The sequence below is a fragment of the Streptomyces sp. NPDC003720 genome (assembly GCF_042875075.1).
Taxonomy (GTDB): domain Bacteria; phylum Actinomycetota; class Actinomycetes; order Streptomycetales; family Streptomycetaceae; genus Streptomyces.
Window position 1 is genome coordinate 433651 of record NZ_JBIANZ010000001.1, and the last position, 25891, is coordinate 459541.

At 73.7% G+C, this 25891-nt stretch carries 30 protein-coding genes; 18 read left to right on the forward strand and 12 right to left on the reverse strand.

Going from position 1 to position 25891, the window contains the following annotated elements; genetic code table 11:
* Positions 1-274: 274 nt before the first annotated feature.
* Positions 275-481, forward strand: coding sequence for a cold-shock protein (locus tag ACFYU0_RS02260; protein ID WP_190016681.1), 207 nt, complete (start codon positions 275-277; stop codon positions 479-481).
* A 59-nt stretch (positions 482-540) separates the two neighbouring features.
* Here the strand turns inward: ACFYU0_RS02260 and ACFYU0_RS02265 are convergent, their stop codons facing one another.
* Positions 541-1110 carry a hypothetical protein gene (locus ACFYU0_RS02265; protein WP_389297221.1) on the reverse strand — a complete coding sequence of 190 codons (570 nt, stop codon included), beginning with the start codon at positions 1108-1110 and terminating at the stop codon, positions 541-543.
* Positions 1111-1373: 263 nt separating this feature from the next.
* Between ACFYU0_RS02265 and ACFYU0_RS02270 the strand changes: the two genes are divergently transcribed.
* Both ACFYU0_RS02270 and ACFYU0_RS02275 read left to right on the forward strand, forming a co-directional pair.
* Entirely contained in the window at positions 1374-1793 is a 420-nt protein-coding gene (locus ACFYU0_RS02270; protein ID WP_351660725.1) for a CBS domain-containing protein, read from the forward strand.
* Positions 1794-1933: 140 nt separating this feature from the next.
* Positions 1934-2662 (forward strand): SDR family oxidoreductase, encoded by a 729-nt coding sequence (locus ACFYU0_RS02275; protein WP_389297223.1) that lies wholly within the window; start codon positions 1934-1936, stop codon positions 2660-2662.
* Positions 2663-2687: 25 nt separating this feature from the next.
* Here ACFYU0_RS02275 and ACFYU0_RS02280 read toward each other — a convergent pair whose 3' ends face one another.
* The 6 genes from ACFYU0_RS02280 to ACFYU0_RS02305 all read right to left on the reverse strand — a co-directional run bounded on the left by ACFYU0_RS02280 (position 2688) and on the right by ACFYU0_RS02305 (position 7006).
* Positions 2688-3425, reverse strand: a complete 738-nt coding sequence (locus ACFYU0_RS02280; protein WP_389297225.1) for a dienelactone hydrolase family protein — start codon at positions 3423-3425, stop codon at positions 2688-2690.
* 248 nt (positions 3426-3673) lie between these two features.
* Positions 3674-4138 carry a Clp protease N-terminal domain-containing protein gene (locus ACFYU0_RS02285; RefSeq protein WP_389297226.1) on the reverse strand — a complete coding sequence of 155 codons (465 nt, stop codon included), beginning with the start codon at positions 4136-4138 and terminating at the stop codon, positions 3674-3676.
* A gap of 7 nt (positions 4139-4145) precedes the next feature.
* A complete protein-coding gene (locus tag ACFYU0_RS02290; protein WP_370156104.1) occupies positions 4146-4286 on the reverse strand; it encodes a helix-turn-helix domain-containing protein in 141 nt (46 codons plus the stop codon).
* Positions 4287-4445: 159 nt separating this feature from the next.
* Positions 4446-4865, reverse strand: coding sequence for a VOC family protein (locus ACFYU0_RS02295; protein WP_389297950.1), 420 nt, complete (start codon positions 4863-4865; stop codon positions 4446-4448).
* Positions 4866-5127: 262 nt separating this feature from the next.
* Entirely contained in the window at positions 5128-6393 is a 1266-nt protein-coding gene (locus ACFYU0_RS02300) for a hypothetical protein (protein WP_389297229.1), read from the reverse strand.
* A gap of 190 nt (positions 6394-6583) precedes the next feature.
* Positions 6584-7006, reverse strand: a complete 423-nt coding sequence (locus ACFYU0_RS02305) for a pyridoxamine 5'-phosphate oxidase family protein (RefSeq protein ID WP_351660743.1) — start codon at positions 7004-7006, stop codon at positions 6584-6586.
* Positions 7007-7350: 344 nt separating this feature from the next.
* Between ACFYU0_RS02305 and ACFYU0_RS02310 the strand changes: the two genes are divergently transcribed.
* Complete coding sequence (locus tag ACFYU0_RS02310; RefSeq protein WP_389297231.1) at positions 7351-9735, forward strand: phosphoketolase; 2385 nt, start codon at positions 7351-7353, stop codon at positions 9733-9735.
* Positions 9736-9747: 12 nt separating this feature from the next.
* Here ACFYU0_RS02310 and ACFYU0_RS02315 read toward each other — a convergent pair whose 3' ends face one another.
* The 3 genes from ACFYU0_RS02315 to ACFYU0_RS02325 form a co-directional block, all read right to left on the reverse strand.
* Positions 9748-11436, reverse strand: a complete 1689-nt coding sequence (locus ACFYU0_RS02315; protein WP_351660749.1) for a GAF domain-containing protein — start codon at positions 11434-11436, stop codon at positions 9748-9750.
* 144 nt (positions 11437-11580) lie between these two features.
* The gene (locus ACFYU0_RS02320) at positions 11581-11793 is read right to left on the reverse strand and encodes a hypothetical protein (RefSeq protein ID WP_351660752.1); all 213 of its coding nucleotides are present in this window, start codon (positions 11791-11793) and stop codon (positions 11581-11583) included.
* Between the two features lie 78 nt (positions 11794-11871).
* Positions 11872-12753: a universal stress protein gene (locus tag ACFYU0_RS02325; RefSeq protein ID WP_351660755.1), complete on the reverse strand. Its 882-nt coding sequence runs from the start codon at positions 12751-12753 to the stop codon at positions 11872-11874.
* A 281-nt stretch (positions 12754-13034) separates the two neighbouring features.
* Here ACFYU0_RS02325 and ACFYU0_RS02330 point away from each other — a divergent pair, with 281 nt between their 5' ends.
* From ACFYU0_RS02330 to ACFYU0_RS02350, 5 genes are all read left to right on the forward strand, one after another.
* Positions 13035-13439, forward strand: a complete 405-nt coding sequence (locus tag ACFYU0_RS02330) for an Hsp20/alpha crystallin family protein (RefSeq protein WP_351660758.1) — start codon at positions 13035-13037, stop codon at positions 13437-13439.
* Between the two features lie 714 nt (positions 13440-14153).
* Positions 14154-15026, forward strand: coding sequence for a CBS domain-containing protein (locus ACFYU0_RS02335; protein WP_389297234.1), 873 nt, complete (start codon positions 14154-14156; stop codon positions 15024-15026).
* Between the two features lie 179 nt (positions 15027-15205).
* On the forward strand, positions 15206-16066 hold the full coding sequence (locus ACFYU0_RS02340) for a universal stress protein (protein WP_389297235.1): 861 nt from the start codon (positions 15206-15208) through the stop codon (positions 16064-16066).
* Positions 16067-16088: 22 nt separating this feature from the next.
* A complete protein-coding gene (locus tag ACFYU0_RS02345) occupies positions 16089-16961 on the forward strand; it encodes a universal stress protein (RefSeq protein WP_389297236.1) in 873 nt (290 codons plus the stop codon).
* Between the two features lie 60 nt (positions 16962-17021).
* Positions 17022-17324, forward strand: a complete 303-nt coding sequence (locus ACFYU0_RS02350) for an SHOCT domain-containing protein (protein WP_351660770.1) — start codon at positions 17022-17024, stop codon at positions 17322-17324.
* A gap of 60 nt (positions 17325-17384) precedes the next feature.
* Here the strand turns inward: ACFYU0_RS02350 and ACFYU0_RS02355 are convergent, their stop codons facing one another.
* Complete coding sequence (locus ACFYU0_RS02355; protein ID WP_389297238.1) at positions 17385-18263, reverse strand: universal stress protein; 879 nt, start codon at positions 18261-18263, stop codon at positions 17385-17387.
* 327 nt (positions 18264-18590) lie between these two features.
* Between ACFYU0_RS02355 and ACFYU0_RS02360 the strand changes: the two genes are divergently transcribed.
* The 6 genes from ACFYU0_RS02360 to ACFYU0_RS02385 all read left to right on the forward strand — a co-directional run bounded on the left by ACFYU0_RS02360 (position 18591) and on the right by ACFYU0_RS02385 (position 24332).
* Positions 18591-19409, forward strand: a complete 819-nt coding sequence (locus ACFYU0_RS02360; protein WP_389297239.1) for a universal stress protein — start codon at positions 18591-18593, stop codon at positions 19407-19409.
* 156 nt (positions 19410-19565) lie between these two features.
* Positions 19566-20972 carry a nicotinate phosphoribosyltransferase gene (locus ACFYU0_RS02365; RefSeq protein ID WP_389297241.1) on the forward strand — a complete coding sequence of 469 codons (1407 nt, stop codon included), beginning with the start codon at positions 19566-19568 and terminating at the stop codon, positions 20970-20972.
* Between the two features lie 11 nt (positions 20973-20983).
* The gene (locus ACFYU0_RS02370; RefSeq protein WP_351660782.1) at positions 20984-21271 is read left to right on the forward strand and encodes a DUF1876 domain-containing protein; all 288 of its coding nucleotides are present in this window, start codon (positions 20984-20986) and stop codon (positions 21269-21271) included.
* A gap of 16 nt (positions 21272-21287) precedes the next feature.
* Positions 21288-22202 (forward strand): pyridoxamine 5'-phosphate oxidase family protein, encoded by a 915-nt coding sequence (locus ACFYU0_RS02375; protein ID WP_389297242.1) that lies wholly within the window; start codon positions 21288-21290, stop codon positions 22200-22202.
* A gap of 135 nt (positions 22203-22337) precedes the next feature.
* Positions 22338-23213 carry a universal stress protein gene (locus ACFYU0_RS02380; RefSeq protein WP_389297952.1) on the forward strand — a complete coding sequence of 292 codons (876 nt, stop codon included), beginning with the start codon at positions 22338-22340 and terminating at the stop codon, positions 23211-23213.
* Between the two features lie 501 nt (positions 23214-23714).
* A complete protein-coding gene (locus ACFYU0_RS02385) occupies positions 23715-24332 on the forward strand; it encodes a chloramphenicol phosphotransferase CPT family protein (RefSeq protein WP_389297244.1) in 618 nt (205 codons plus the stop codon).
* 110 nt (positions 24333-24442) lie between these two features.
* Here the strand turns inward: ACFYU0_RS02385 and ACFYU0_RS02390 are convergent, their stop codons facing one another.
* Entirely contained in the window at positions 24443-24637 is a 195-nt protein-coding gene (locus ACFYU0_RS02390; RefSeq protein WP_351660791.1) for a DUF2795 domain-containing protein, read from the reverse strand.
* 181 nt (positions 24638-24818) lie between these two features.
* Here ACFYU0_RS02390 and ACFYU0_RS02395 point away from each other — a divergent pair, with 181 nt between their 5' ends.
* From ACFYU0_RS02395 to ACFYU0_RS02405, 3 genes are all read left to right on the forward strand, one after another.
* Positions 24819-24962, forward strand: a complete 144-nt coding sequence (locus ACFYU0_RS02395; RefSeq protein ID WP_389297247.1) for a hypothetical protein — start codon at positions 24819-24821, stop codon at positions 24960-24962.
* Between the two features lie 17 nt (positions 24963-24979).
* Positions 24980-25297 carry a DUF2795 domain-containing protein gene (locus tag ACFYU0_RS02400; protein WP_351660796.1) on the forward strand — a complete coding sequence of 106 codons (318 nt, stop codon included), beginning with the start codon at positions 24980-24982 and terminating at the stop codon, positions 25295-25297.
* Between the two features lie 163 nt (positions 25298-25460).
* Complete coding sequence (locus ACFYU0_RS02405; RefSeq protein ID WP_389297249.1) at positions 25461-25862, forward strand: SseB family protein; 402 nt, start codon at positions 25461-25463, stop codon at positions 25860-25862.
* Positions 25863-25891: the final 29 nt, after the last annotated feature.

Consider the following 25891-nt stretch of genomic DNA (forward strand, 5'->3'; position numbering starts at 1 on the left):
CGACCGGACCCGCTTCCGAGACAGATCAGCCTTGACCCCTGTGCCGCCCGCCGGCCGAGGAACGCGCCGCGTACGTGCGGGATGCCTGCGACGGCACCGCCCCCGAGTGTCCGCTGCTGTCTGGCGCGGGCCGGACACGCCATGTAACGTCGCTGTGGTTGGTCCGCCGTTCCTGCCCGTACCGCCAGGTGCGGGCATTTTGCTGTGCGGCGTGACCAGGAACATCGCTTAGGGTCCGCATCGCGTGGACCCGGTTCGACCGAGAGGCAAAAGCATGGCCAGCGGGACCGTGAAGTGGTTCAACGCCGAGAAGGGCTTTGGTTTCATTCAGCAGGACGGCGGGGGGCCGGACGTCTTCGCGCACTACTCCAACATCAACTCCTCCGGCTTCCGTGAGCTGCAGGAAGGTCAGTCCGTGACCTTCGACGTCACGCAGGGCCAGAAGGGTCCGCAGGCGGAGAACATCACGGTCGTCGCCTGAGTCGACGCCTTGTGCGTGTGGCCTCCGGAGCCCTCTCCGGAGGCCACGACTGCCACAGGTCAGTGCATGAGCGGCACCACGGAGCGGGCGTGACCCCACAGGCCGTGCAGTTGCTCGAGGGGCCGCTGCTGTTCACCGTGAAGCGCGTTGAGGACCACCAGGCATCCGGTGAGGGCAGGCACCGCCCACTGCACGCAGGCGAGCTGCCGCTGCGCCTGCTCGGTGTCGATGGGGTGTTCTGCCGCCTTCTGAGCGTCCTGAGGGTCGGGGGAGGAGGCGAGGTCGATCTTCTTGCCCAGGATGCGGGCGTAGGCGGTGGTGGCCAGCGCCGCGGCGGTGACGACCGTCTTGGCCGTGGTGGAAGCACCCACGCCTTTCTGCTTGACGACCCTGTGGGCGTTGACGGCGAGCAGGCCGCCGCCCCCGTACAGGTGGGCGCCGATCGCGGCGGCGCTGACCGGCATCCACTTTTCCCAGCCTGCCGAGGCGATGCGCGCCTGGGCGGTCCACGTGGCGCCTTCCTGTCGTGCCGCGCCGTTGAGTCCGACCGCGCCCATGAGGGAGCCGCCGAACCACGCCGCCAGTCCCAGATCGTGCAGGCTGCGGATGACGGTATTGCGTCCGGACATGACCGTGCTCCTTCGGAGGGAGGCGAGCCGACGGAGAAGTCGGATCCCACCCACCCTCGCCCGGCCACGACCGGGTCGCTATCGATGGTGACCCAGACGGGCTGAGAGGTCACGAACCGACCGGTGCCGGTGTGCTGCTCCGGTGAGCGGCGAATTCGGGCATCGGAATCCGAGCCCGCCATCGGGTGCGGTGGGGCCGTGCGTCGGGTACTCGGTCGGCCCAGCCCAGTGGGCACCAGTTCCCAACCCCCAAAGGAGGCGTCATGACGCAGCATGTGCGGGACATCATGACCAGCCGGCTGGTGACGGTGGAGCCGCAGGCGTCGGTGACGGCGGTGGCGCAGCGGATGCGCGACGAAGACATCGGGATCGTACTGGTCACCGAGGGCGACGATCTGCGAGGCCTGGTCAGCGACCGCGATCTCGTGATCCGTGCGATCGCGGAAGGCGGCGACCCGGGCGAGAAGACGGTGGCCTCCGCCTGCAGCGACGATCTCGTCACCATCAGCCCGGACGAGGACCTCGACCGTGCGGTCGTGCTCATGCGTGAGCACTCCGTCCGCCGCCTTCCGGTGGTCGAGGAGGGCCACGCCGTGGGCATCGTGTCCATCGGCGACCTGGCGATAGAACGCGATGAACACTCGGCACTCGGCGACATCAGCGCCGCCAAGCCCAATCAGTAGGACCCCCGGACCTCGTGAGGAACGCCGCGGTCGTCGGCGGCGTTCCTCACGCGTGACGTCAGAGCCCGGTCCAGCCGTGGTGCATCCACATAACGATCTGTATGTCATATTGCGCACGTGAATCTCACGAAAGGCGCACCATGAAGATCGCGGTCATCGGCGGCACCGGACTGATCGGGTCGCAGGTGGTGAAGAACCTCACCGCCGCCGGGCACGAAGCAGTACCGCACTCGAAGTCCACGGGGGTGGACATCATCAGCGGCAGGGGACTGGACGAGGCGGTGGCGGGAGCGGACGTCGTCGTCAACCTGACGAACTCCCCGACCTTCGACGAGACCTCCCTCGCCTTCTTCCGGACCTCGATGGACAACCTTCTGGCCGCGTCCCACAGGGGCGGTGTCGGCCACTTCGTCGTTCTCTCGATCGTCGGCGTGGACAAGGTGCCGGAGCTGGCCTACTACCGGGCCAAAGTGCTCCAGGAGAAGGTCCTCGAGGCCGGGCCGATCCCCTACTCGATCGTCCGAGCCACGCAGTTCATGGATTTCATGGACGCGGTTCTGTCGTGGACCGCCGACGCCGACACCGTCCGGCTGCCGGCCACACCCGTCCAGCCCATCGCATCCAAGGACGTGGCCGCCGCGGTGGCCGAGGTCGCCACCGGCGCCGCCCTGAACGGCATCCGCGACATCGCCGGCCCCGAGGTCTTCACCCTGGACGAGGTGGGCCGGATCACCCTGGCCCACAAGGGTGACAACCGCACCGTTGTCACCGACCCCACCGCCGGCATGTTCGCCCTCGTCAAGGGTGACGTCCTCACCGACAGGAACGCCCACCTGGCCCCCACCCGCTACGCGGACTGGCTCTCCTGACAGCCCCGGAGCATGTTCGCCTGCGTCATGCCCCCGGGTCCTCCGGCACGGGCAGGCACTCGGCGAGCAGGTCGACGACGTCGCGCCAGGCCCGCTCGGCGTGCAGCGGGTGGTAGCCGACACCGGGGACCACGGGATGGTCGACCGGCGGGTGGTGGAAGGCGTGCAAGGCGCCGCCATAGACCGCGAGGCGCCAGTCGACGCCCGCGGCCTGCATCTCAGCGGTGAACGCGTTTCGCTGCGCGGGCGGCATGATCGGGTCTTCCGATCCGACCCCGGCCCAGACCGGGCAGCGGATGCGCGCCGCCTCGCCCGGTCGGCCCGTGGTGGTTGCGTTGACCGTCCCGATCGCGCGCAGGTCGACCCCGTCCCGCCCGAGTTCCAGCGCGATGGCGCCCCCGGTGCCGTAGCCGATGGCGGCGATCCGGTCGGGGTCGGTCCGGGGCTCGGCGCGCAACTCGTCGAGTGCCGCGTGGCCGATGCGCCGCATCCGGTCGGGATCGGCGAGCAGTGGCGTGCAACGGGCCAGCATCTCCTCGGGGTCACCCAAATAGCGCCCGCCGTGAAGGTCGAAGGCGAGGGCCACGTATCCCAGCTCGGCGAGAGCATCGGCCCGGCGGCGCTCGACGTCGCTGAGTCCCATGCCCTCCGGTCCGACCAGCACCGCGGGCCGGCGGCCGACACCGGCCGGAAGGGCGAGGTGCCCGATCATCGTCAGACCGTCGGCCGGGTACTCGACCGTACGCGTCGCAGTCGTCGTCATGAGAGTGGACTGTAGTGATCGTCGAGCCCGGTCCGGCCGGTGTTCTGCCGCTGGCAGAGGCGTAGGGGTCCCTCTGGATCACGGGACCGGCCCGCCGCCAGGAGCTGTTTCAGAAGGCCGCAGCGACGCCTTTACCGGTGGCGATGAACAGCCAGCCCGTCGTCAGCTCCCAGCGGTGGAACTTCCGGTCTTCGCGGCGGATTTGTCGCCGACCAGCGGCCGCGGCCTTGGCCGGGAGGCGCCGCGCCTCAGGTACCCGTCCGCCCAACGCGTTCTCGGACGAGGGCGCGGTCGATGTCGAGCCGGGCCATGAGCTCTGCCACCGGATCCGGCTGCTCGGAGTCGATCAGGGCCAGCAGGAGGTGCTCCGGTGCGATGCGCCGACTGCCGGCCTTCCTCGTCTCGACCAGGGCGCGAGGGAGGACGGCACGGGCGTTGGAGGTGAAGGGGGTGCGCTTGCGTGATGCTGGGATCGGCGGCCGCTCGATTCCCTGTACGTCGATGCCGACGACGGCCAGCGCGGCCCGGTCGAGGGCGTCGAGAGCGGCCCGCGCGGCGTCCAGGTCCGCCCCGAAGGCCCGGGCGGCCCCGGGCTCATGGAGCACTCCGAGGAGGAGGTGCTCGGTGCCGATGCGCCGATCGCCCCGCAGCGTCGCTTCCTCCAGCGCCGAAGCGACGGCCGCACGGGCACTTGCCGCGAACTGTTCGAACATCTTCGTCTCACTTCCCGTACTTGGCGTGCACGGACTGCCGGGAGACGCCGAGGGCGTCGCCGATCTGTTCCCAGGACCACCCCTGCTCTCTGGCTCGTGCGACCGCTGCCGCTTCGACCTGCTCGGCCAGCCGGTGCAAGGCGCCCACGGCGCGCAGTCCTACGGAGGGGTCATGCGACCTGAGGCGCTCTGAGAGATCTCCCGCTTCCATGTCTGTCAGTCTGGATTGACATCCCTCACCTGTCAACCCAGACTGACATCCAGTAGCCGCCGACTGCCAACGGACCACCGTGCGGACGGCGTCCACTCACCCCGCGGTCGTCAGGCGGCGCCGAAGCTCCTCCTGCGAGACGTCTTCCACGTGGGTCAGAAACACCCATATGTGACCGGAAGGGTCCTTGAGGATGACGGTGCGGTCACCGTGGAACATGTCCTTCGGCGGCTGGAGGATCTCGGCGCCGGCGGCTTCTGCGCGCTCCGCCAGGCTGTCGACGTCCGGCACGAAGACGTGCAGCGTGACGGACGTGCCTCCGCCGAGCGAGGTCGGCGCGGCGAAGGAGGCGGCCTCCGCCTCGTCCACGCCGGCGTCGCCCAGCATCAGGGCCGACCGTCCGACCGTGATCTCGGCGTGCAGGATCCCGCCGCCCGGAGCGTCGATCCTGAAGTCCTCACGGGCGCCGAACGCCCGCTGATAGAAGTCGATCGCCGCGGCGGCGTCGTCGACCATGATGTGCGGGACGACGGCATAGCGGTAGCGGTCAGGGATCTCGATGTGGTCTGCGGTCACGGGAAACCTCCTTGGAAAAGGCGCCGCTGGTCGTTTCCTGCGGCCCAAGAAGGAACCTAGAAACTCAAGTTTGGTTGAGGTCAAGCGTCGTGTGGCCTCATCCGTTACGCATGGCGTACTCGCCCTGACGCCTGACGCACATCCATTTTCGGGCAGTTGAGGTGATGCCACGCTTCCACGGCACCGCGTCGGCCGAGGCGTCCTAGAAGAGTTGGCCGGCTACGTGGTGCCAGTCACTGACGGCTTGGGTGAGTCGAGTCGATGCGCCGGCGGCCTCGGTGATCGCCGCGAGAGCGGCTCTGGCCCGGCTGAGGCGTCGGGGCTCGTCCGGTGCCGCCGCCGCGTCGGCGACATCGGCGACGTGATCGAGGAGTTGGGCGCGCACGTCCTCGGTGAGCTGCCGATCCTGTTGGACGGCCTCGGCCAGTGCGCGGACGGCAGTCGCGATTCCCGTGTCGCCTCGGTCAGCGATGGCCTTGGCGCTCATGCCGATGTCGGAGACGACGTGAGCCACCGTGACGTTGCTGTTGTTCACTTCGCCGATGGCGCCGACATTGCCGTACACGGTGATCGGGTCGCGTCGCGGGCCTTGCCCGGACGCCTCGGCGTAGTTCGGCATGAGGTCCAGCACCTCCGCGAGATAGTTGATCCCGATGGCAGCGTAGCTCGCGAAGAGCCGCTGATGGATCGCCTTGCTCCTGGGGCTGTCGCGTTCATCATGGCCCTCGCGCATGCGTCGAGTCAGAAACTCGAACCCATGGGTGGCGGCGTCGTACCGCTGCCAGACCTCATGTGTGAGGAATGCCTTCAGCGCGTTCGAGAAGCGCTCGCCCAACGTCAGGGACCGGTCCGAGCCCGGCCCCCCACCCTTGAGGACCGCCCGATACTGGCTCAGCCCCTCGTCGATGAGCACAGCGAGGTTTTCGGCAACCGTCTCGGCGACTACCGCATCGTGGAGGCGGGCGAACGTAGGGGGATGCTTCTCGGGGAGCAGTGGCGGGCGGGGGATGGACCGCACCAACGTGTCCGCCACAGTGATGAGACCGCGGTGAAGATCCTCCAGGAGAGCTCTCAGATCACTGACCGAGGCATCATGAGCGAGCCAGAAGTCGGGCTTGTGATGCATATGCTTACGGGCCGGTTCAAGCATTGCTTCGAAGCCGCCGGGGTCGAACCTGTTCGGATCCTCAAGCGGATAGAATCCGGCATACGCGAAGTGCATGCGTGCCATCCAGGAGTCGTACCCACCGCGTTCGTACCAGTCTCCGATGAGTTCGGTGATCAGCCTCCTGGCCTTGTTCTGCTCCGCGGGTCCCCGCAGCCCCTTCCGGTCCAGGAACGGGAGCACGGCGGTGGCGTGGGCGCGGGCCTGTCTCGCGATGTCCCGGCCGAGTTCCGGGACCGTCTCGCTGATCGTCCTGCGTGCGGCGTCCGGGTCGGGTAAGTCGGTGCGACGAGGAAACGGCATGAGCTCATGATGCCCGGTTCGGCAGGGGCCTTGGGCCGCATCGGATGCTGTTGGGGAATCGACCGGTTGATGAGCAAGAGCAGTGAGCGCGGGTACGCCATCGGGCCGGCGCCGGCGCCGGCGCCGGCGACGACGTCCACCTGTGCGGCTCGCTCCCCTTCCGGCGGAGTGTTGCCGGGTCCGCCCCGCGTCAGCGGGCGCCGGCGGTGCCCGTCAGTTGCCGGCCGGTGACCAGTTCCGCCTCGATGCGGACGAAGACGCCGTCGTGCGTGACCACCCAGGAACGCGGACCGTTGCGCGACAGCCGTTCGTGCTCGGCGGGCCCGGTCACCACCGACGCGCGACCCGTGACGACCACGCTCCACCCGGAGCGGGCCACGGCGTCGAAGTCGTCGGCCTCGAAGGCCACCACGACCCCGTCGATCGCCCGGACGAGGTCCGAGCCCGCCGAGGTGCGCAGCACCACGGCGGAGTCCGTGTCGACGGAGAAGTTGACCGGCAGCGCCGTCGGCAGCGCCCGGCGGGTGTACACGACCCGGCCGACCGGCACCCCGGCCAGCAGGCGCAAGCACTCCTGGCGGTCGAGCACGCGGAAGCCGTCGGTGGGGAACATCCGTCCATGGTCTCTCCCGGGGGCCGGGCTCCGTTAGGGCCGGACGGCCCTTCACGGCGTGCCCCGGGGGCCCGTGCGGCCCGGGGCCGGCCTCCCAGCGGGCGGGCGGAGGCCCAGGTTCGCCGACACCCAGGCGGCTCCCGTGCCCGTCATCACCAGCCCCGAGTGGTCCGGCTCCGAGACCGGCGGGCGCCGCTACGCCCCGGCCGGACCGCTTCACCCGACCGGCTCCGGAGCTGTGGCCCGAACGGCCCTGTCGGGTACCCGGGGCCCCGGCGGAGGGTGGGTCCCACAGACCGGCACGCGCGTCCGCCGAGCCCGACCCGACACGGAGAGGAATGCAGATGTCCGTCGACACCCAGCAGGTGCCCGCCGAGCTGGAGGAGGACGAGCTGAGGTCGCTGGACGCCCACTGGCGTGCCGCGAACTACCTTGCCGTCGGCCAGATCTACCTCATGGCCAACCCCCTGCTGACCGAGCCGCTCAGGCCCGAGCACGTCAAGCCGCGCCTCCTCGGCCACTGGGGGACCTCGCCCGGCCTCAACCTGGTGCACACCCACCTCAACCGCGTCATCAAGGCCCGCGACCTGGACGCCCTGTGCATCTGGGGCCCCGGCCACGGCGGACCCGCCGTCGTCGCCAACTCGTGGCTGGAGGGCACCTACACCGAGACCTACCCCGACATCACCCGGGACGCGGCCGGCATGGCCCGGCTGTTCAGGCAGTTCTCCTTCCCCGGCGGCGTGCCCAGCCACGTCGCCCCCGAGACGCCCGGCTCGATCCACGAGGGCGGCGAACTCGGCTACGCGCTCTCCCACGCCTACGGCGCCGCGCTCGACAACCCCGGCCTCGTCGTCGCCTGCGTCATCGGCGACGGCGAGGCGGAGACCGGACCGCTGGCCGCCTCCTGGCACTCCAACAAGTTCCTCGACCCGGTCCACGACGGCGCCGTACTGCCGATCCTGCACCTCAACGGCTACAAGATCGCCAATCCGACCGTGCTCGCCCGCCTCCCCGAGGCCGAACTCGACGACCTGCTTAGGGGCTACGGCCACGACCCGATCCACGTCACCGGCGACGACCCGGCCGCCGTGCACCGCGCCATGGCCGCCGCCATGGACACCGCCCTGGACCGCATCGCCGCCGCCCAGCGCGCCGCCCGCGAGGACGGCGTCACCGAACGGCCCCGCTGGCCGGTGATCGTGGTGCGCACCCCGAAGGGCTGGACCGGCCCGGCCGAGGTCGACGGGCTGCCCGTGGAAGGCACCTGGCGCGCCCATCAGGTCCCGCTGGCCGCCGTCCGGGACAACCCCGAGCACCTGCGGCAGCTGGAGCGGTGGCTGCGCTCGTACCGGCCCGAGGAGCTCTTCGACGAGCGGGGCGCCCCGCGGCCGGAGGTCCTCGCCTGCGTCCCCGGGGGCGCCCGCCGGCTCGGCGCCACCCCGCACGCCAACGGCGGCCTGCTGGTACGCGAACTGCCCCTGCCGCCGCTGGAGAAGCACGCCGTCGCCGTCGACAAGCCCGGCGCCACCCTGCACGAACCGACCCGAGTCCTCGGCGACCTGCTCCAGGACGTCATGCGGGCCACCGCCGAACGCCGCGACTTCCGCCTCGTCGGCCCGGACGAGACCGCCTCCAACCGCCTGCAGGCGGTGTTCGAGGCCAGCGGCAAGGCCTGGCAGGCCCGGACCCTCGACGTGGACGAACACCTCGACCGGCACGGCCGGGTGATGGAGATCCTGTCCGAACACACCTGCCAGGGCTGGCTCGAGGGCTACCTCCTCACCGGCCGGCACGGACTGTTCTCCTGTTACGAGGCCTTCGTCCACATCGTCGACTCGATGGTCAACCAGCACATCAAGTGGCTGCACACCACTCGCCGACTGTCCTGGCGGGCCCCCATCGCCTCCCTCAACTACCTGCTGACCTCGCACGTGTGGCGCCAGGACCACAACGGGTTCTCGCACCAGGACCCCGGCTTCGTCGACCACATCCTCAACAAGAGCCCCGAGGCGGTCCGGGTCTACTTCCCGCCGGACGCCAACACCCTGCTGTCCGTGGCCGACCACGCCCTGCGCAGCCGCGACTACGTCAACGTGATCGTCGCCGGCAAGCAGCCCTGCTTCGACTGGCTGCCGATGGAGCAGGCGAGCGTGCACTGCGCGCGCGGCGCGGGCGTCTGGGAGTGGGCGGGCACCGAGGACGGGTCACGGGACCCGGACGTGGTGCTGGCCTGCGCCGGCGACGTGCCCACCCAGGAGGTGCTCGCCGCCGCCCAGCTGCTGCGCCGGCACCTGCCCGAACTGGCCGTGCGCGTGGTCAACGTCGTCGACATCGCGCGGCTGCTGCCGAAGGAGGAACACCCGCACGGGATGAACGACTTCGAGTACGACGGGCTGTTCACCCCGGACAAGCCGGTGATCTTCGCCTACCACGGCTACCCGTGGCTGATCCACCGCCTGGCCTACCGGCGCACCGGTCACCGCAACCTGCACGTGCGCGGCTACAAGGAGATCGGCACCACCACCACGCCGTTCGACATGGTGGTCAGCAACGACCTGGACCGCTACCGCCTGGTCATGGACGTCATCGACCGCGTCCCCGGACTCGCGGTGCGCGCGGCCGCCGTACGCCAGCACATGGAGGATGCCCGGCAGCGCCACCACGTGTGGATCCGCGAGCACGGGACGGACATGCCCGAGGTGGCCGACTGGACCTGGGACGGCTGAGCGCCCCGGCGGTCAGGGAGCCAGCGGCACGGTCCACTCGACGACCGTGCCGCCCGGCTCGTTCCCGGACAGGGCGAACGTGCCGTCCATCTCCTCCGCGCGCCGGCGCAGATTGGCCAGCCCGCTGCGCCGGGTGACCGCCTGACCGATGCCGCGGCCGTTGTCGGCCACTCTCAGCCGCAGGGCTGCGTCGGTGACCTCGACCCCGATGTCGACCGACGTGGCGTGCGCGTGCCGGGCCGCGTTGGACAGCGCCTCGCCCAGCACGGCGAGCAACTGCTCGGCCTGCTCGGCGGAGACGACGGTGTCCAGCAGCCCGGTCATGCGCAGCGCCGGGGCGAAGCCGAGCGACTCGGTGGCCCGTTCGGTGGCCGCGACGAGCTGGGCGCGCAGCCCGCTGCCGCGCCGGGCCTGGTCGCGCTCGCGCAGGGCGTAGATGGTGGAACGGATGATCTTGATGGTGTCGTCCAGGTCGTCCACCACCCGCTGGATCCGCTCGCTCGCCTGCGGCCGGTCGGAGACCCGGCCCAGGGTCGACTGCAGCGACAGCGCCCCCGCGAACAGCCGCTGGATGACCAGGTCGTGCAGGTCCCGGGCGATCCGGTCGCGGTCGTCGAGCACCACCATCCGCTCGGTGTCCCGCCGGTGCTCCGCGACGTCCAGGGCCAGCGCGGCCTGGTTGCCGAACCCGGTGACCATGTCGCTCACGGCGTCGGCGAAGGGCGCGCCGCCGGGCAGGTTCGCCACCTGCAGCACCCCGCGGACGTGCTCCGGAGTGCCGAGCGGCACGAAGAAGGCCGGCCCCAGCTCCACCACCGAGGCGCTGCCGCCCTCCGAGCGGGGGTCGGCGCTCAGGGCGTCGCTGGTGATGGTCTCGCCCGAGGTGAAGACCTTGGCGGCCAGCGCCGAAGGGGGCAGCACCAGACCGCGGACCTGCTCGGCGCCCGCTCCGGAGGCCGCCTCGATGACCAGCTCGCCGCGATCGCCGACCGGCACCGCGAGGGTGACCAGATCCGCGCCGGCCACCTCCCGCACCTTCACGGTGAAGGACTCCAGCACCGCCCCCGGTTCGGCGCCGGACAACAGGCTGCGGGTCAGGTCGTTGCTGGCCGCCAGCCACCGCTGGCGGCGCTGCGCGTCCTCGTACAGCCGGGCGTTGTCGATCGCCACGCCGGCCGCCGCAGCCAGGGTGCGCAGCACCGCCTCGTCGTCGGTGTCGAACTCCACCCCGCTGCGCTTGTTGGTCAGGTACAGATTGCCGAAGATCTGCTCGCGGACCCGGACGGGGGCGCCGAGGAAGCTGCTCATCGGCGGGTGCCCGGCCGGGAAGCCCACGGACGCCTCGTGCCGGTGCAGGTCCGCCAGCCGCAGCGGCTCCGGATGGCGGATGAGCAGACCCAGGATGCCCTCGCCGCGCGGATAGTGCCCGATCCGGGTGATGGTCTCGTCGTCCATGCCGACCGTGACGAACTGCTTGATCGTGCCCTCTTCCCCGAGCACCCCGAGCGCGCCGTACTGGGCGTCGACCAGGGTGACCGCCGACTCCACGATGCGGTGCAGCACCACTTCCAGGTCCAGATCCGAACCCACGGCCAGGACGGCCCCGAGCAGCGTGTGCACCCGGTCCCGGGCCGCCCGCACCTGCGCCACCTGGGTCTGGAGATCGTCCAGCAGCGCGTCCAGACGCAACTGCGGTGACATCCCTGACGTCTCCGCCTCACGCCCGTTCTGCGCGCGCTCGTCCACCACGGCTCCCCTCACCGCTTCGCCGACACCCCCAGGATGCCCGACGGGCCGGGGTCGTTCCACGGCAGCCCCAGGGCTCCGGCGGACGGCCGGGGTCGCTCAGCCGAACAGGCTCGGCACGCGGATCGTCCGGACGTGCCGCCATGTGCCGCCGGGCAGCAGCATCCACTCGCCGGCCGCGCCCCGGGACGCCCGGGCGGCGCGACCGGCCCCGGCGCGCACGGCGCCGGAGCGCGTGGCTCCGCGGGACGGCAGCCGGGCGCCACAGCACTCGGACTCGATCCGCGGCAGGGTTCGGGCACGCTTGCTCACTGTTCCTCCCTCGGGTGTGCGGCGGACCGTGTCACCCGCCCGCGCCCCTTCGCGCGGGCCGCTGTGCCGTGCCCCGGCTCACGCCGGCGACGGAACCACCAGGACCGGGCAGCGGGCGTGGCGCAGCAGCCCCTGGCTGACCGAGCCCAGCAACATGCCCGTGAAACCGCCGTGCCCCCGGGTACCCACCACCAGGCCGAGCGCGTGCGCCGAGGCGTCGGCGAGCGCCCGCACCGGATGCCCGGTCAGCAGCTCGTGGCGCAGTTCCACCTCCGGGTAGCGGGCCCGGCGGCCGGCCACCGTCTCGGACAGCAGCCGCCGGCACTCCTGCTGCTCCGCGTACTCGTCGAAAATCCGCAGCGGCCCCGGCTGCCAGACGTACAGCGCCCGCAGCTGGGCCCCGCGCAGCGCGGCCTCCTCGAACGCCAGGTCGACGGCGACGGCGGAACGCTCGCTGCCGTCGACGCCGACGACGAAGTACGCGGGCTCCTGCGTGATGTGCTCCGGCTCGGGCACGACGACCACCGGGCACTGCGCGTGCGCCGCCACCGGCAGCGCGACGGCCGCCGAGCCGAACACCTCCTGTGTCCGGTTCAGATGCCACGAGCCCAGGACCACCGACGTGGCCTCGCGGCTCTGCTCGCGCAGCACCCACACCGGATCGCCCTCCGCCAGCAGCGGATCGACGACCACGTCCGGGCACCGGGCCGTGACGAAGTCCACCGCCTCGTCGAGCACCTGCTTGCCCGCCCGGTGCAGCGTGTCGTTCCACTGCTCCCAGGACGACGGGACGTCCGGCGCCCGGGTGCCCCTGGTCGGCACGCCCTCGACGTGCACCGGACGCAGCGGCACCCGCCGCCGGACCGCCTCGTCCGCCGCCCACGCCAGGGCCATCCGCCGGGCCGGGTCCGGATCGACGCCCACCACGACCGGCCGGCTCCGGTCAGCGGCGCCCGCCATGGCGGCCTCCCTCGTCCGCGGTGACCGGGACCGGGGGCCGGGGCAGCACGTCCATCGTCCTCGCCTCCTCGCCGCGGTGGCACGGGGGAGAACCACCGCTCCTTCCATGGAAGTCCCGCTGCGGCCGGACTGCCAGTGCCAGGGGTCCCCGGCTCGCGGCGCGGGCGGCGGAAAGGACCCAGGGGCCCGCAAGAAGGGCTGTTAGGCCTACGCGCGGCGCCTCCGCGCGCGCTGCACTGGAGGTGTCGGCAGACCCGACGACCGCCGAGGAGGTCACGGCGATGGCCACACTGACACGCAGGCAGAAATTCCCGTTCCCGGACATGCCCGACTGGTTCGAGACCCTTCCCGGCAAGTTCTCGGTGCCCGCCGTGCGCATCGAGGACTACACGGAGAGCGGCCGCTACGTGATGCGCGCCGAACTTCCGGGCATGACCCCCGAGGACATCGACGTCGTCGTCGGCGAAGGGGTCCTGACGGTCCAGGCCGAGCGCACCGAACGGGACGTGGACAAGAACCACAGCGAGTTCCGGTACGGCGCCATGAGCCGCAGCGTGACGCTGCCGCGCGGCGCCGACGAGGACGACATCACGGCCGACTACACCGACGGCGTGCTCACCGTCAGCGTGGGCCTGGGCGCCGAGAAGGCGGAGGCCAGGCACGTGGAGATCAAGCACAAGCACTGACGGACGCTCCGTCACCGGCCGCGGCGGGCCCCGAGCGGGCCCGCCGCGGCCGTGCGTGTGGCGTTCGGTCGGCGGTCATGGGGTCGGGTGGCTTGTGGCGTACGTGCGCGCCGGTAGGCGGGTCGTCGCGTCGCCGGGTGGTCTGCGGCCGTCCGCGTCGGGAGACGGTCATCGAGTCGGGCTGCTCCGTGACCGTGCAAGTCTGCGGGCGGATCGTCGAATCGGGGTGCCTCGCGGGCGTTCGCGTCCGTACGCGGTCAGCGGCGGGACGCCATGAGCGCCGCCTGGACGGTCGGCCCCGCGCGGGCTCCGGCCGGACCCGTTTGCCGACACGGTCGGCGCGCCCGGAGGCGGCCCGCGCTCCGAGCCGGACGACCGAGGCCGACCGGACGCCACGAAGGCCGCACCGGTGGCCGTCAGCCGGGCCGGCGCGGGCTCCGGTTCCGCGGCCCGCTCCGCCGTCCGGTCGGCGGGTACGCCGACGGCGGCCGCTCCCGGCGTACCGGTGGGACGGAACCGCTCCAGGAAATCCCGCGGGCTCATCTCCGGGCCTCCTGCCGGTCGGCTGCCCCTCCGGCTTCACCGTGCCCGCCCCGGTCCGCACCGGATAGGGCCGTCACGCCGCCCCACCAGGGCCGTTCGGCTCTAGGCGGCGACCGCGGGAGCGCGGTGACACTGGTACCAGAGGCGACCCGACGGAGCGCGGAGGCCACCGTGAACAGGCACGAGAACTTCTCCACGGGGGCGGAGGCCCGGCGTACCCGGCCCGGCCGTTCCTGGAGCCCCGGTGAGAGCGCCCGGCAGGACATGCTCGTCCGGTACCTGGGCGCCGTGGCCGCCGCCGCGGCCTGGCACGCGGGCACCGAGGAGCCCCCGCCGGGCGAGACCTCCCAGCCGGCCGCACGGCCCGCCCCGCCCGCCGGCCCCCTCGCGCCGCCGTACGCCGCCGGTCCGGCGCTGGTGCGGGACGTGATGGACGTGCCCGCCGCGTCCCTGCGGGACGACCTGCCCTACCGGGAGATCGCCCGGCTGCTCGCGCGCGAGCAGGTCGGCGCCCTCCCGGTCGTGGACGGGGAGGACCGTGTGCTGGGCGTCGTCTCGGAGTCGGACCTGCTGGCCAAGGTCGCGTTCGAGGCCTCCGGCCACCGCCCCGGCCCCATCGGCCGGCTCCGGGAACGGCGCCTGCACGGCAAGTCCCGGGGCGAGACGGCGGCCGACCTGATGACGAGCCCCGCGATCACCGTGCTGCCGGGCACCACGGTCGCCGAGGCCGCCTGGCTCGCCGCGCTGTCCCGGCTCAAGCGGCTGCCGGTCGCCGACCACGAGGGCCGGCTCGTCGGCGTCGTCGGCCGGGACGCGCTGCTGCGGACCCTGATCCGGGACGACGCCGGAATCAAGGCGGAGGTCGAGACCCGGATCCGGGCCGTCTGCTCCCCGCACGACCGCGGGGCCGTGGACGTGACCGTCCACGACGGCATCGTCGAGCTGGCGGGGCAGGTGTCACCGGCGACCGGGGCCCGGTTGCTGGCCGAGGTCGAGCGGATCGCCGACGTGGTCGAGGTGAAGAACCTCCTCCGCGCGGACTGACACCGCCCGGGTCGTGGGCGCCGTACGCCTGGACCCACCGGTCCGGCGGCCGCCCGCGAACCCCCTCCCCGCGGCCCGCCCGGAACCCACCCACCCGGGGACCGCCCTCCTCGTCCGACCGCCCCCTCCGTCCCGACCGCGCCCCTTCCGACCGCCCCCCGTCCCCGGAGGTGGAGACCATGACCCGAACCGTCACCGCGGGCCTCGACGGCTCGCCCGAGAGCCGGGCCGCCGTCGAATGGGCGGCCCGCGAGGCCCAGCTGCGCCGGCTGCCGCTGAAGATCGTCAACGTCCGCGAGCCCGGCGCCGCGGAAAGCGCCGGCAGTCCGGTGGAGGCCGCCGAGGGCGTCCGGCTGCGCCACCCGGGCGTCGAGGTCGTCACCGACCGGTTCACCGGCGACCCGGCCGAGGCCCTGACCGAGGCGGCGGACGCCGCCGAGCTGACGGTGCTGGGCTCGCACGGGCTCGGCACGGTCGGCGGGTTTCTGCTCGGCTCGGTCAGCCTGGCCGTCATCGCCCGCGCCGAGCGCCCGGTGGTGCTGGTACGCGCCGGCGAGCAGGCCGCCGACGAGCACCGGCCCGACCCGACGGGCGTACCGTCGGCCGGCGCGCCCTTCCTGCCCGTCGTACTCGGCCTCGACACCGGCGCGCCGGACGACACGCTGCTGGAGTTCGCCTTCGACGCCGCCGCGCGCCGGGACACCGCCCTGCGGGTCGTGCACGGCTGGAACGAGCCGCACGGCTCCGTGCACCCGCTCCAGGGCGACGCCGGAGCGCAGGCCTCCCACGCGCGAGGGCAGGCCGCGGTCCTGACCGAGCTGCTGCGTCCCTGGCTGCAGAAGTTCCCGGACGTCCAGGTGATCGAGGCGAGCCGGTGCGGCAGCGCCGCGCGCGTCCTCGTGGGCGCCGCCCGCGACGCCGCCCTGGTCGTCGTCGGACGCAAGGTCCGCACCGGGCCCCTCGGCACCCGCGTCGGCCACGTCACCCACGCCGTGCTGCACCACGTCGAGGCCCCCGTGGCCGTCGTCCCGCACGCCTGACCACCGAGTGGAGGAGAGCCCGATGGACCGACCGATCGTCGTCGGCGTCGACGGATCCGGGCCGAGCCTGCGGGCCGTCGACTGGGCGGCCGACGAGGCCGCCCTGCGGGGCGCGCCACTGCGCCTGGTGTACGCCTCGCTCTGGGACCGGTACGAGGGCGCCCTGCTCGCCCAGGAACTGGGCAGACCGAAGGAGGAGGTCATGGCGCAGGACGTGGTCGGCACCGCCCGGCTGCGCGCCGAGCGCCGCCGCCCCGGAGTGCCGGTCGGCACCGTCGTACTGGGCGACGAGCCGGAGGACGGTCTGGTGCGGGAGAGCACCACCGCCCTCGCGGTGGTGCTCGGCTGCCGCGGCCGCGGCAGCGTGACCGAGGCGCTGCTGGGCTCCGTGAGCCTCACCGTCGCCGGGCGGGCGCACTGCCCGGTGATCGTGCTGCGCGGCAGCCACGACAACCGGGCCGGCTCGGCGCCGCGCGGCCCGGTCGTTCTCGGCGTCGGCGAGAAGCCGACGGTCTCGGCCGCCGCCCGCTTCGCCGTCGAGGAGGCGGTGCTGCGCGAGGTGCCCCTGGACGCCGTACGGGCGTGGCGGCACCCCGGGCACCTGACCACCGGTAACCCGCTGCTCGCGGGTGAGCCCGCCCACTTCGAGGAGCAGCAGGCCGCCGAGGCGGTGGAGGAGGCCTTGGCGGACGTTCCGGACGCTCTCCGGGTGACCCGCCGGGCCGTCGAGGGGCACGCCCGCGACGTCCTGATCGCCGCCTCCCACGAGGCCGGCCTGCTCGTCGTCGGCGCCCGGCACCGGCACGGCCCCTTCGGGCTGCACCTCGGCCGGGTCGTCCACGGCGTCCTGCACCACGCGGCCTGCCCGGTGGCCGTCGTCCCCGAGGCCTCCTGACCCCGGCACCCGCGCACCGGGGCGCTCGTCCCGGTGCCCTCCAGGAAGTGAGCCGCCGTGATGTTCTGGTACGACCACAGCGCCGGATGGGGCTGGTTCGCCATGTCCGTCGGCATGCTGCTCTTCTGGGCCCTGATCATCGCCCTGGGCGTGCTGCTGTACCGCGCCCTGGCCCGGCCGGGCGGGAACGGCGCCCCCACCGGACCCCGGCCCACGGGGTCCGCGGCCGAGCATCTCCTCGCCGAGCGCTTCGCCCGCGGCGAGATCGACGAGGAGGAGTACCGCCACCGGCTCGCCGTCCTCCGCGAGAACACCGGCGGCAGCCCCCGGAAGAGCCCGGCGCAGGGCGGCGGAGGAGCCTGACGAACCCGGCACGGGCGCGGGGCGCGGTCCGGCGGCCCGCCGCCGCGCCCGTGCCACCGGTCAGGTCCCCGAGCCCCGCGCCACGACGACGGGACAGCGGGCGTGGTACAGCAGGGCCTGGCTCACCGAGCCCAGCAGCAGGCCCGTGAAGCCGCCTCGGCCCCGGGCGCCGGCGACGACCAGCCGCGCCTCCCCGCTGGCCTCGATCAGCGCCGGCCGCACCCGCGACCGCACCACGCGCCGCTCGACGGCGACCTCCGGATGACGCTCCCGCCACGGGCGCAGACTCTCCTCCAGCGCCTGTTCCTCCAGGGCCTGGAGCCGGCCGGCGTCCACCACCACGTCCAGCGGATGGGCGGGCTCGTCGGGGCCGTCGCTCCAGGTGTTCCACACCCGCAGCGCCAGCAGGTCCGCGCCGCGCAGCGACGCCTCGGCGAAGGCCAGGCCGACGGCGGCCTCGCCCGCCGGCGAACCGTCGGACGCCAGCAGCACGGGACCCTCGGGGTCGGGCCTGCCGCGCACCACCAGCACCGGGCAGCGGCCGTGGGCGGCCAGGTGCACGCCGGTGGAGCCGAGCAGCAGACCGCCGAACCCGCCGAGTCCGCGGCTGCCGACCACCAGGAGCGAGGCGGTGTGCGACTCGATCTCCAGCACCATCAGCGGCTCGCCGACGGCCACTTCGCGGGTGACCGCCAGCTCCGGTACGGCCTCCCGGGCCCGCTCCTCGGCCTTCACCAGGGTGCCGTCCACCATCTCGCGCACCCCGGCCGCCGCGGGGTTCCACGGGGTCCCGCCGGGCGGCAGGTGGATCGACGGCCAGCCGAAGGCGTGCACCAGGCGCAGTTCCGCGCCCCGCAGTCCCGCCTCCCGGGCCGCGACCTCGACCGCGTCCATGCTCGACGGCGATCCCTCGACTCCGACGACGACCGGGTTCGTCATGGCACACCTCCGGGTAGCCGGGTGTTCCTCCCGCGACTGCTCCGGCACGCGTGGAGCCGGGGGCCGCCCGCTTCTCGCGGGCCCTGATCGCACGGTGCGCGGTTTCGCTCCGCTTCACCGTGTCTCCTCGTGGCCCTCGGCTCAACTCCAGGACACCACATGCCGCCCGCGGCGCCCAGGGCCGTCGGGCCCCTGCCGGGGGGACCGGCCGGCCCCGTCGACGGCCGCGTGGCGGCCGTACCCGTCCCGTACGAAGCTGGAGACCCGGGTGACCGGGCCGGCGGCTCGCACGGGCGGACGCGGCCGGCCCGAGAGGAGACGACTGCGGTGACGATTCCCCTGGTGGTCGGCCTCGACGGCTCCGAGGCGAGCCTGGCGGCGGTGGACTGGGCCGCGGCCGAGGCGGTCCGGCACGGTGTGCCGCTGCACCTGGTGCACGTGACGGCGGGGGACCGGGACGCCTCCGCCCTGACCGGCGCCGCCGCCGAACGGGTCCGGCGGAGCGCCCCCGCACTCCCGCTGACCAGCGAGGTGCTGCACGGCGACCCGGCCACCGCCCTGGTCGGCGAGGGACACGACGCCTTCGCGCTGGTCCTGGGTTTTAGGGGGCTCGGGGACCTCGACGCGATGCTCCTGGGCTCCGTCGGGCTGGCCGTGGCGGCCCGGGCGGAGTGCCCGGTCGTCGTGGTGCGCGGTGCCGCCGGACACCGCGAGGAGCGGCCCGGCAGCGTCGTCGTCGGGGTCGAGAACGGGGAGGGCAGCGGCACGGCGGTGGCCTTCGCCTTCCGCGAGGCCGAGGTGCGGCACTGCGAGCTCGTGGTGGTGCACGCCTGGACCGCGCCCCTCGACGCGCACGCCACGGCGCAGGCCCCGTCGTGGGCCCTGGAGGCACACCGGCGCCCGCCGGCCCAGGTGCTCGACGACGCACTGCGCGGACTGACGGAGCGTTACGTCGACGTGCCGGTGACCCGCAGGGTGGTCGAAGGGCCCGCCCGCCGGGAACTGCTCGCCGCCGCGTCCGGCGCCGACCTGCTGATCGTCGGCGCTCCCCGGCGGCACGGGCACCCGGGCCTCCAACTGGGCCTGGTCGGCCACGCGATGCTGCACCACGCGCCGTGTCCGGTCGCCGTCGTACCCCGGACCTGACCGGGGCCGGTGGCCTCGCAGCGGCCACCGGCGGCGGGCCGGCGCGGCTGTCCGGGCGCCGGGGCCGGACAGCCGCACGGCAGGGCCGTTCGGCCCTGTGAGCGAGCCCGCCGCCGTCCGATCGTGGACGGCAGGGGAGCCGAGGAGGCGACGCCGATGTCGGAGGCGACGACCACCGACCTGTACGAGGTCACCATGGCCCTGTCCTACCTGCGGGAGGGCATGACGGGTCCCGCGACGTTCAGCCTGTTCGTCCGCGACCTGCCCCCCGAACGCGGCTTCCTGGTCGCCGCGGGTCTCGACTCGGCCCTGGACTACCTCTCCCACCTGCGCGTCGGCCCTGAGGACGTCGAGGACTTCGCGGCCGCGCTGCACCGGCCGGCGGACGAACTGCTGCCCCTGCGGGGACTGGAGTTCACCGGCCGGGTACGGGCCGTGCCCGAGGGGCGGATCGTGCTCGCCGGCGAGCCCCTGCTGGAGGTCACCGCGCCCCTGCCCGAGGCGCAGCTCGTCGAGACGTACGTGCTGAACCGGCTCGGCCACCAGACCCTGATCGCCTCCAAGGCCGCGCGCTGCGTGCTCGCGGCGGACGGACGCCCGGTCGTCGACTTCTCCCTGCGGCGCACCCACGGCCCGCAGGCCGGGTTCCAGGCCGCCCGGCTCGGCGCGCTGGTCGGCTTCGCCGGCACCAGCAACGTGGCCGCCGCCGCGGCCACCGGCGTACCGGCCGTCGGCACCATGGCCCACTCCTACGTGGAGGCGTTCCCCGGCGAGGAGGAGGCGTTCCGCGCCTTCGCCCGGACCCATCCGGGGCCGCTGACCCTGCTGGTGGACACCTACGACACCGAGGCCGGCGTCCGCGTCGCGGCCCGCGTCCTGCGCGACCTGGGCCGCGGGCCCGGCTCTGCCGTACGGCTGGACAGCGGCGACCTCGGGGCCCTCGCGGTACGCGCGCGGGCTCTTCTGGACGAAGCGGGCCTGCCGGACGTACGGATCATCGCCAGCGGCGGACTCGACGCGTACGCCGTGGACGACCTGGTGCGCTCCCGGGCCCCGATCGACGTCTTCGCCGTCGGCACCCGTGTCGGCGTCTCGGCCGACGCACCGTATCTGGACTCCGCCTACAAGATGGTCGAGTACGACGGGCGTCCGGTGATGAAGCTGTCGTCGGCGAAGGTGACGGCGCCCGGCCCCAAGCAGGTGTTCCGCCGCCCCGGCTGCGCCGACGTGATCGCCCTCGCCGACGAGCGGCCGCCCGGCGACGGCACCCCGCTGCTGGAGACCGTGATGACCGGCGGGCGGCGCACCGGCGAGCGGCCCACGCTCGACGACGGCAGGGCGCGCTTCGCAGCCGACCTGGCCGGGCTGCCGGCCGCCGCCCGCCGCGTCCGCGCCCCGGTCGCGCCCCGCGCGACGGTCTCCGGGCGGCTCGCCGCACTCGCCGCCGACGTCCGGCGGCGCATCGACGAGCGGATGCCGGCCGCCGGCCCCCGCCCGTCCCGGGCGGCGTCCGCCGCCTGCGGGCCGCTCCGCCCGGCCGCCCACCGACCGGTATCCAGGTGAGGAGAGAAGAGATGTCGCACACGGCTGAATGGAAGGTCCGCCTCCACCTCTTCGAGGACGACGAGGGGACGACCAAGGCGCACATGGTGCTGGACACCGGTACCACGGCGCTCACCGGCGAAGGGGCGGCGCACTGCCACCCGGCGGACGCGAACGTACCGGAGATCGGCGACGAGCTGGCGGCGGGCCGGGCCATGGTCGACCTCGCCAAGCAGTTGCTGACCACCGCCGAACAGGACATCCAGGGCATGGGGACGGCCGGGCCGGCCCCGCGGGCCCAGAAGACGGCATCACTCTGAGGAAGGGGCGGCGACCATGCGAGCTCACCTCGGCGACCAGCTCGTCGTGGAAAGCCCGGCGACCGGTGTCGCCCGGCGCGACGGCGAGATCGTCGGGCTGCACCACGACGACGGCACCCCGCCCTACGACGTGCGCTGGTCCGACACGGACCAGGTGTCGCTGGTGTTCCCCGGGCCCGACGCGCACGTCCGCCACATGGGGCACGGCACGCCTCCGTCCGGCCACGGCAATCCGCCTTCTGGCCACGGGGCCCCGGCCGCGGCCGGGACCGCGTCCCCGGCCGCCCCGGCAGCCGGCGACATCGGCCGGCGCGTGGCGGTGGAACGCCGGCGGCGGGGGCTCAGCCGGGAGGAGACGGCGGGCCGCGCCCGCATGTCACCCGACTACCTGGCCTACCTGGAGGAACATCCCGCCGACCCCACGCTCGCCACCCTCGTCCGGCTGGCCGACGCGCTCGGCACCACCGTCGCCGCGCTGCGCGGCGGGGGCGCCGGGCTGCCACCGGGCCGGGGCCACGCACTGCTCCACCCGCGCCTGCGCGACCTCGGCCTGGAGGAGTGCCGCGCCCTGCTGTCCACCCACGGTGTCGGCCGGGTCGCCGTGACGGCGCCCGACGGCCGGCCCGCGGTCGTCCCGGTCAACTACGAGGTCGTCGACGACACGATCGCCTTCCGGACCGCGCCGGGCTCGGTGCCCGCGGCGGCCGTGGGCACGGACGTCGCCTTCGAGGTGGACCACCTGGACGAGGCGCTCAGCCAGGGCTGGAGCGTGCTCGCCGTGGGGCCCGCGAGCGCCGTCACGGACCCGGATGCCGCACGGCGGCTCACCGGGGGCGCGTACGGCGAGCCGTGGGCGGGCGGTGAACGCGAGATGTGGGTGTCGATCCGGCCCGCCCGCCTCACCGGCCGCCGCATCAGCCCCGGCCCCTGACCGGGGACAGTGGGGACCGGGCGATGTCGCGAGCGCGAGGACGGGGCGACGGCGCGGGGGCGGGGCGGCGGCACTAGGAGGCGAGGGGGCGGCCGGGGGGAGTGCGGCAACCGGACGGAGAAGGCGATGGCGACGATGGAACTCCCGCTGGTCGTGGGCGTCGACGGCTCGGACTGCGGTCTGCTCGCGCTGGACTGGGCGGCGGCCGAGGCGCAGCGGCACGGGCTGCCGCTGCGCCTGGTCCACGCGTCCCTATGGGAGCGGTACGAGCGCGCCCGGCCCTCCTTCGGCGCGGGCCGCCCCGCCGAGGAGGTCATGGCCCAGCACATCGTCGCCTCCGGCGCGGAACGCGTCCGGGCACGGAACGCGGAGGTGAAGGTGTCCGGCGAGGTGCTGCCCGCCGATCCGGTGGCCGTGCTGCTTGCGGCGGCGCCCACGGCCTCGGCCCTGGTCACCGGAGCGCGCGGGCGGGGCGAGATCGCCGGTCTGCTGCTGGGGTCGGTGAGCCTCGCGGTGGCGGCGCGGGCCGTGTGCCCGGTCGTCGTGGTCCGGGGAGAGGAGCGGAACATCGCGGGGTCCCTGGGCCGGATCGTGGCCGGAGCCGGCGAGTCGGCCGGCAGCGCGGGCGCCCTGCGGTTCGCCGCCCGTGAGGCGGAGGCGCGCGGCTGTGCCCTGACGGCCGTACGGGCCTGGCGGACCCCGGCCCAGCAGCCGGTGGACCACATGCTGATCGCCGACGACGCCGCTCGGTCCCGCGAGGAACGGGCCCTGGCCGGACTCGACGAGGCGTTGCGCGAGACCGAACGCGAGCACCCGGGGCTGGAGATCGAGCGCCGGGCGGCCGAGGGCCCCGCACACCGGGTGCTGCTGGAGGCGTCGGCCGAGGCCGATCTGATCGTCGTCGGCGCGGTGCGGCGCCAGGGCCACCTCGGCCTTCAGCTCGGCAGGATCGCCCACACCCTGCTGCACCACGCCCGGTGCCCGGTCGCCGTCGTCCCGCACCCGGTCTGAGACCCGCACATCCGGGCCCGCGGTCCTCGGTCCACCCGTGGTTCCCGCCGAACCGCAGCAGCCCGAGCCGGACCTGGACGGTCTGCTCGCCGGTCAGTGACGGCGCGGCGGCCGGCAGGATCTCTGTCACCGCCTCGCGGCAGCCGGACGGCGACGACTCGCTCAGGATCTCTGTCACCGCCTCGCGGCAGCCGGACGGCGACGACTCGCTGTGCGACGTCCTGACCTCGGCTGAGTACCTCACGAGCCGGCGGCCGGCGGCCGACGTGGCCGGCGACCATGTCTCCCGACCCCCGAAGAACCGGCCCCGTTGCCCGAGCCGTCGCCGGCGCGGAAGACCAGGCCACCGCGAGCCGCCGGGGCGAGCCGCGACCGGCGCGCCGCCCACCGGCCCGGGCCGCCGCGCGCACACGCACCGCCGCTCGCTCCGCCGTGCCCGCCGGGTGCGATGATCACAGCGCCTCGCCCGGTTCAGGGCCCTCGCCGACGGAAGGACGACCCATGGCGACCGAAGCGGTTCCGCACCCGGCCGACCAGGACCACGCGCTCATCCCCGACACGCCGTCCGGAGGCACCGTCGTCCTGCTCAACGGCACGTCCAGCTCGGGCAAGTCGAGCATCGCCCGGGCGCTCCTGGAGGTGCTCGACGGCACCTGGTTCCACATGCCGGTCGACACCTTCCACGCCATGCGCGGCGGCCGGCCGGCCCCCGGCGCGGACCTCCCGGCCGAGATCGACCGCACCGTCAAGGGCTTCCACCGCGCGGTGGCCGGGATGGCCGCGGGCGGCAACAACGTCGTCGTGGACCATCCGCTCAGCCGCCACTGGCGGTTGCTCGACCTGCTCGGGCTCCTGGTGCCCGAGGACACCGTCCTGGTCGCGGTCCGCTGCCCCCTGCCGGAGCTGGAGCGCCGAGAACGCGCCCGGGGCGACCGGCAGCCGGGGCTGGCCGCCCTGCAGTACGAGCACGTCCACGCGCACGGGCAGCACGACGTCGAGGTGGACACCGGCGTCCTGTCCCCGGGCGAATGCGCGCTCCGCATCGCCGGCTTCATGCGGGACCGGCCACGGCCCACCGCCTTCGAAAGACTCCGTGCGGCATCACGCGGCGGGGAGTGAGCCCGGACGCCCGGCCGAGCCGTGCCGCGACGGCTTGGCGCCCGCCTCCGGGCCGGGCGTCTCGCGCGGCGGCCGGACCGCGTGGCCCGGCCGCCGCGCGCCCCGATCGGCTACTCGCCGCGGAAGACGGCCTTGCTCACCTCGGCGGGACTCTGGAACTCCTTCTTCCCGAGGTGCGCGATGCGCTCGGTGACCTCCTTGGGTGCGTGGTTGTCCTCGGCGACCTTCCTGAGCCGGGCGGAGTCGCACGGGTACTCCGCGCCGGACAGGGCCTTCTGCAGATCGGTGGGGCTGACGTCCGCCATGGCGCCTCCAGGGCGGTGAGAAGGGAATTGCGGTTCGGCCGGCGCGAACATGACGCCGGACCGGCCAGGTACCCCGTCCCCGGGAGGCGGATTCATCCCGCTTCCGCCCGTCATGGGATCCGGTGTGCGCGGGTACTCGGAGACTTCCGGACGGACAGGCGACAGGTGTGGAGGCACCGGGATGACCGAGCAGACTCCTTCCCAGGCCGAGGGCGAACGCGACGACGACGAGACGACGGCCGGACCACCGCGCACGACTCCCTCGCAGGCCGAGGGCGAGCGTGACGACGACGAGCGGGACCCGGAACGAGCGGAGGGGACCTGAAGGAGGAAGGGGACGTCATGGCACGCACCAGCGTTCCCGACGTGCTGGCCGCGATCAGGGACGTCGACTTCCCCGCCGGGAAGGACCGGCTGGTGGCGGCGGCCCGTGCCGCGAGCGCGCCGGAAGAGGTAGTCCAGGCCCTGCGCGGCATGACGCCCGAGCGGTACGCCGACCGCGAGGAGGTCGCCGGATCGGTCCGCGTGGACCCCGACCCGGCCGTCGACCCCGATGCCGCGCGGCGGACCGCACGGGCACGTGAGGGCGGCAGACCCGGTTTCTCCCAGCATCTGCGCGAGGAGCCGAGGACGCCGATCCAGGAGGAGTTCGGCCGGTGAGCCGACGGCCGGCCCCCGGGGCCTGTCCGCCCTCACCGGTCGGCCGCCACTCCTCCCCGCAATCCGCACGCATGGCCCGATCGCGAACCGGGTACGCGAGGCGAAAGCACGCCCGGGTCCGTCCCGGCCGTGTGCCCGTACCGCCGCTACCTGGGGATCTGCCATGGAGACACCCGCCCACGACGACCATCAGCCCACGCCGGCCCAGCAGGCGCTCGACGCGCTGGCCGTGAACGCGGAGGACCGGATCGCCCTGGACACCCTCGCCCACAGCGAGGTGCTCGTCCCGGTGCCGGACGAGGCGGTGGACGGGGAGGGCGCCAACGCCTCGACCGTCGCGCTGCCCATCCTCGAACAGGCCGACGGCGATCCGGTCGTCCCGGTCTTCACCTCGGAGGGGACGATGGCGGAACTGCTGCCGTTCATCTCCCGCTACCGTCTGATCCCGCTCGGCGCCCTGGCCTCCCAGTGGCCCGAGGAGGACCTCTCCCTCGCCATCGACGGCAGCTCCGCCCACGGGCTGACGCTGACCTCACAGGGCGTACGCACGCTGCTGGCCCGCTGAGCGGCCCTTACACACGACGCGGCCGCGGG

What these genes read in the sequence shown, in the direction of transcription:
- ACFYU0_RS02295 (WP_389297950.1), bottom strand. Translation starts at nt 4,865, where the DNA reads ATGGTCGACGACGCCGCCGCGGCGATCGACTTCTATCAGCGGGCGTTC.
- ACFYU0_RS02275 (WP_389297223.1), top strand. Translation starts at nt 1,934, where the DNA reads ATGAAGATCGCGGTCATCGGCGGCACCGGACTGATCGGGTCGCAGGTG.
- ACFYU0_RS02370 (WP_351660782.1), top strand. Translation starts at nt 20,984, where the DNA reads ATGTCGCACACGGCTGAATGGAAGGTCCGCCTCCACCTCTTCGAGGAC.
- ACFYU0_RS02325 (WP_351660755.1), bottom strand. Translation starts at nt 12,753, where the DNA reads ATGGCGGGCGCCGCTGACCGGAGCCGGCCGGTCGTGGTGGGCGTCGAT.
- ACFYU0_RS02330 (WP_351660758.1), top strand. Translation starts at nt 13,035, where the DNA reads ATGGCCACACTGACACGCAGGCAGAAATTCCCGTTCCCGGACATGCCC.
- ACFYU0_RS02405 (WP_389297249.1), top strand. Translation starts at nt 25,461, where the DNA reads ATGGAGACACCCGCCCACGACGACCATCAGCCCACGCCGGCCCAGCAG.
- ACFYU0_RS02315 (WP_351660749.1), bottom strand. Translation starts at nt 11,436, where the DNA reads ATGTCACCGCAGTTGCGTCTGGACGCGCTGCTGGACGATCTCCAGACC.
- ACFYU0_RS02390 (WP_351660791.1), bottom strand. Translation starts at nt 24,637, where the DNA reads ATGGCGGACGTCAGCCCCACCGATCTGCAGAAGGCCCTGTCCGGCGCG.
- ACFYU0_RS02365 (WP_389297241.1), top strand. Translation starts at nt 19,566, where the DNA reads ATGTCGGAGGCGACGACCACCGACCTGTACGAGGTCACCATGGCCCTG.
- ACFYU0_RS02400 (WP_351660796.1), top strand. Translation starts at nt 24,980, where the DNA reads ATGGCACGCACCAGCGTTCCCGACGTGCTGGCCGCGATCAGGGACGTC.
- ACFYU0_RS02305 (WP_351660743.1), bottom strand. Translation starts at nt 7,006, where the DNA reads ATGTTCCCCACCGACGGCTTCCGCGTGCTCGACCGCCAGGAGTGCTTG.
- ACFYU0_RS02380 (WP_389297952.1), top strand. Translation starts at nt 22,338, where the DNA reads ATGGAACTCCCGCTGGTCGTGGGCGTCGACGGCTCGGACTGCGGTCTG.
- ACFYU0_RS02340 (WP_389297235.1), top strand. Translation starts at nt 15,206, where the DNA reads ATGACCCGAACCGTCACCGCGGGCCTCGACGGCTCGCCCGAGAGCCGG.
- ACFYU0_RS02265 (WP_389297221.1), bottom strand. Translation starts at nt 1,110, where the DNA reads ATGTCCGGACGCAATACCGTCATCCGCAGCCTGCACGATCTGGGACTG.
- ACFYU0_RS02375 (WP_389297242.1), top strand. Translation starts at nt 21,288, where the DNA reads ATGCGAGCTCACCTCGGCGACCAGCTCGTCGTGGAAAGCCCGGCGACC.
- ACFYU0_RS02395 (WP_389297247.1), top strand. Translation starts at nt 24,819, where the DNA reads ATGACCGAGCAGACTCCTTCCCAGGCCGAGGGCGAACGCGACGACGAC.
- ACFYU0_RS02285 (WP_389297226.1), bottom strand. Translation starts at nt 4,138, where the DNA reads ATGTTCGAACAGTTCGCGGCAAGTGCCCGTGCGGCCGTCGCTTCGGCG.
- ACFYU0_RS02350 (WP_351660770.1), top strand. Translation starts at nt 17,022, where the DNA reads ATGTTCTGGTACGACCACAGCGCCGGATGGGGCTGGTTCGCCATGTCC.
- ACFYU0_RS02355 (WP_389297238.1), bottom strand. Translation starts at nt 18,263, where the DNA reads ATGACGAACCCGGTCGTCGTCGGAGTCGAGGGATCGCCGTCGAGCATG.
- ACFYU0_RS02270 (WP_351660725.1), top strand. Translation starts at nt 1,374, where the DNA reads ATGACGCAGCATGTGCGGGACATCATGACCAGCCGGCTGGTGACGGTG.
- ACFYU0_RS02260 (WP_190016681.1), top strand. Translation starts at nt 275, where the DNA reads ATGGCCAGCGGGACCGTGAAGTGGTTCAACGCCGAGAAGGGCTTTGGT.
- ACFYU0_RS02300 (WP_389297229.1), bottom strand. Translation starts at nt 6,393, where the DNA reads ATGCCGTTTCCTCGTCGCACCGACTTACCCGACCCGGACGCCGCACGC.
- ACFYU0_RS02310 (WP_389297231.1), top strand. Translation starts at nt 7,351, where the DNA reads ATGTCCGTCGACACCCAGCAGGTGCCCGCCGAGCTGGAGGAGGACGAG.
- ACFYU0_RS02280 (WP_389297225.1), bottom strand. Translation starts at nt 3,425, where the DNA reads ATGACGACGACTGCGACGCGTACGGTCGAGTACCCGGCCGACGGTCTG.
- ACFYU0_RS02345 (WP_389297236.1), top strand. Translation starts at nt 16,089, where the DNA reads ATGGACCGACCGATCGTCGTCGGCGTCGACGGATCCGGGCCGAGCCTG.
- ACFYU0_RS02385 (WP_389297244.1), top strand. Translation starts at nt 23,715, where the DNA reads ATGGCGACCGAAGCGGTTCCGCACCCGGCCGACCAGGACCACGCGCTC.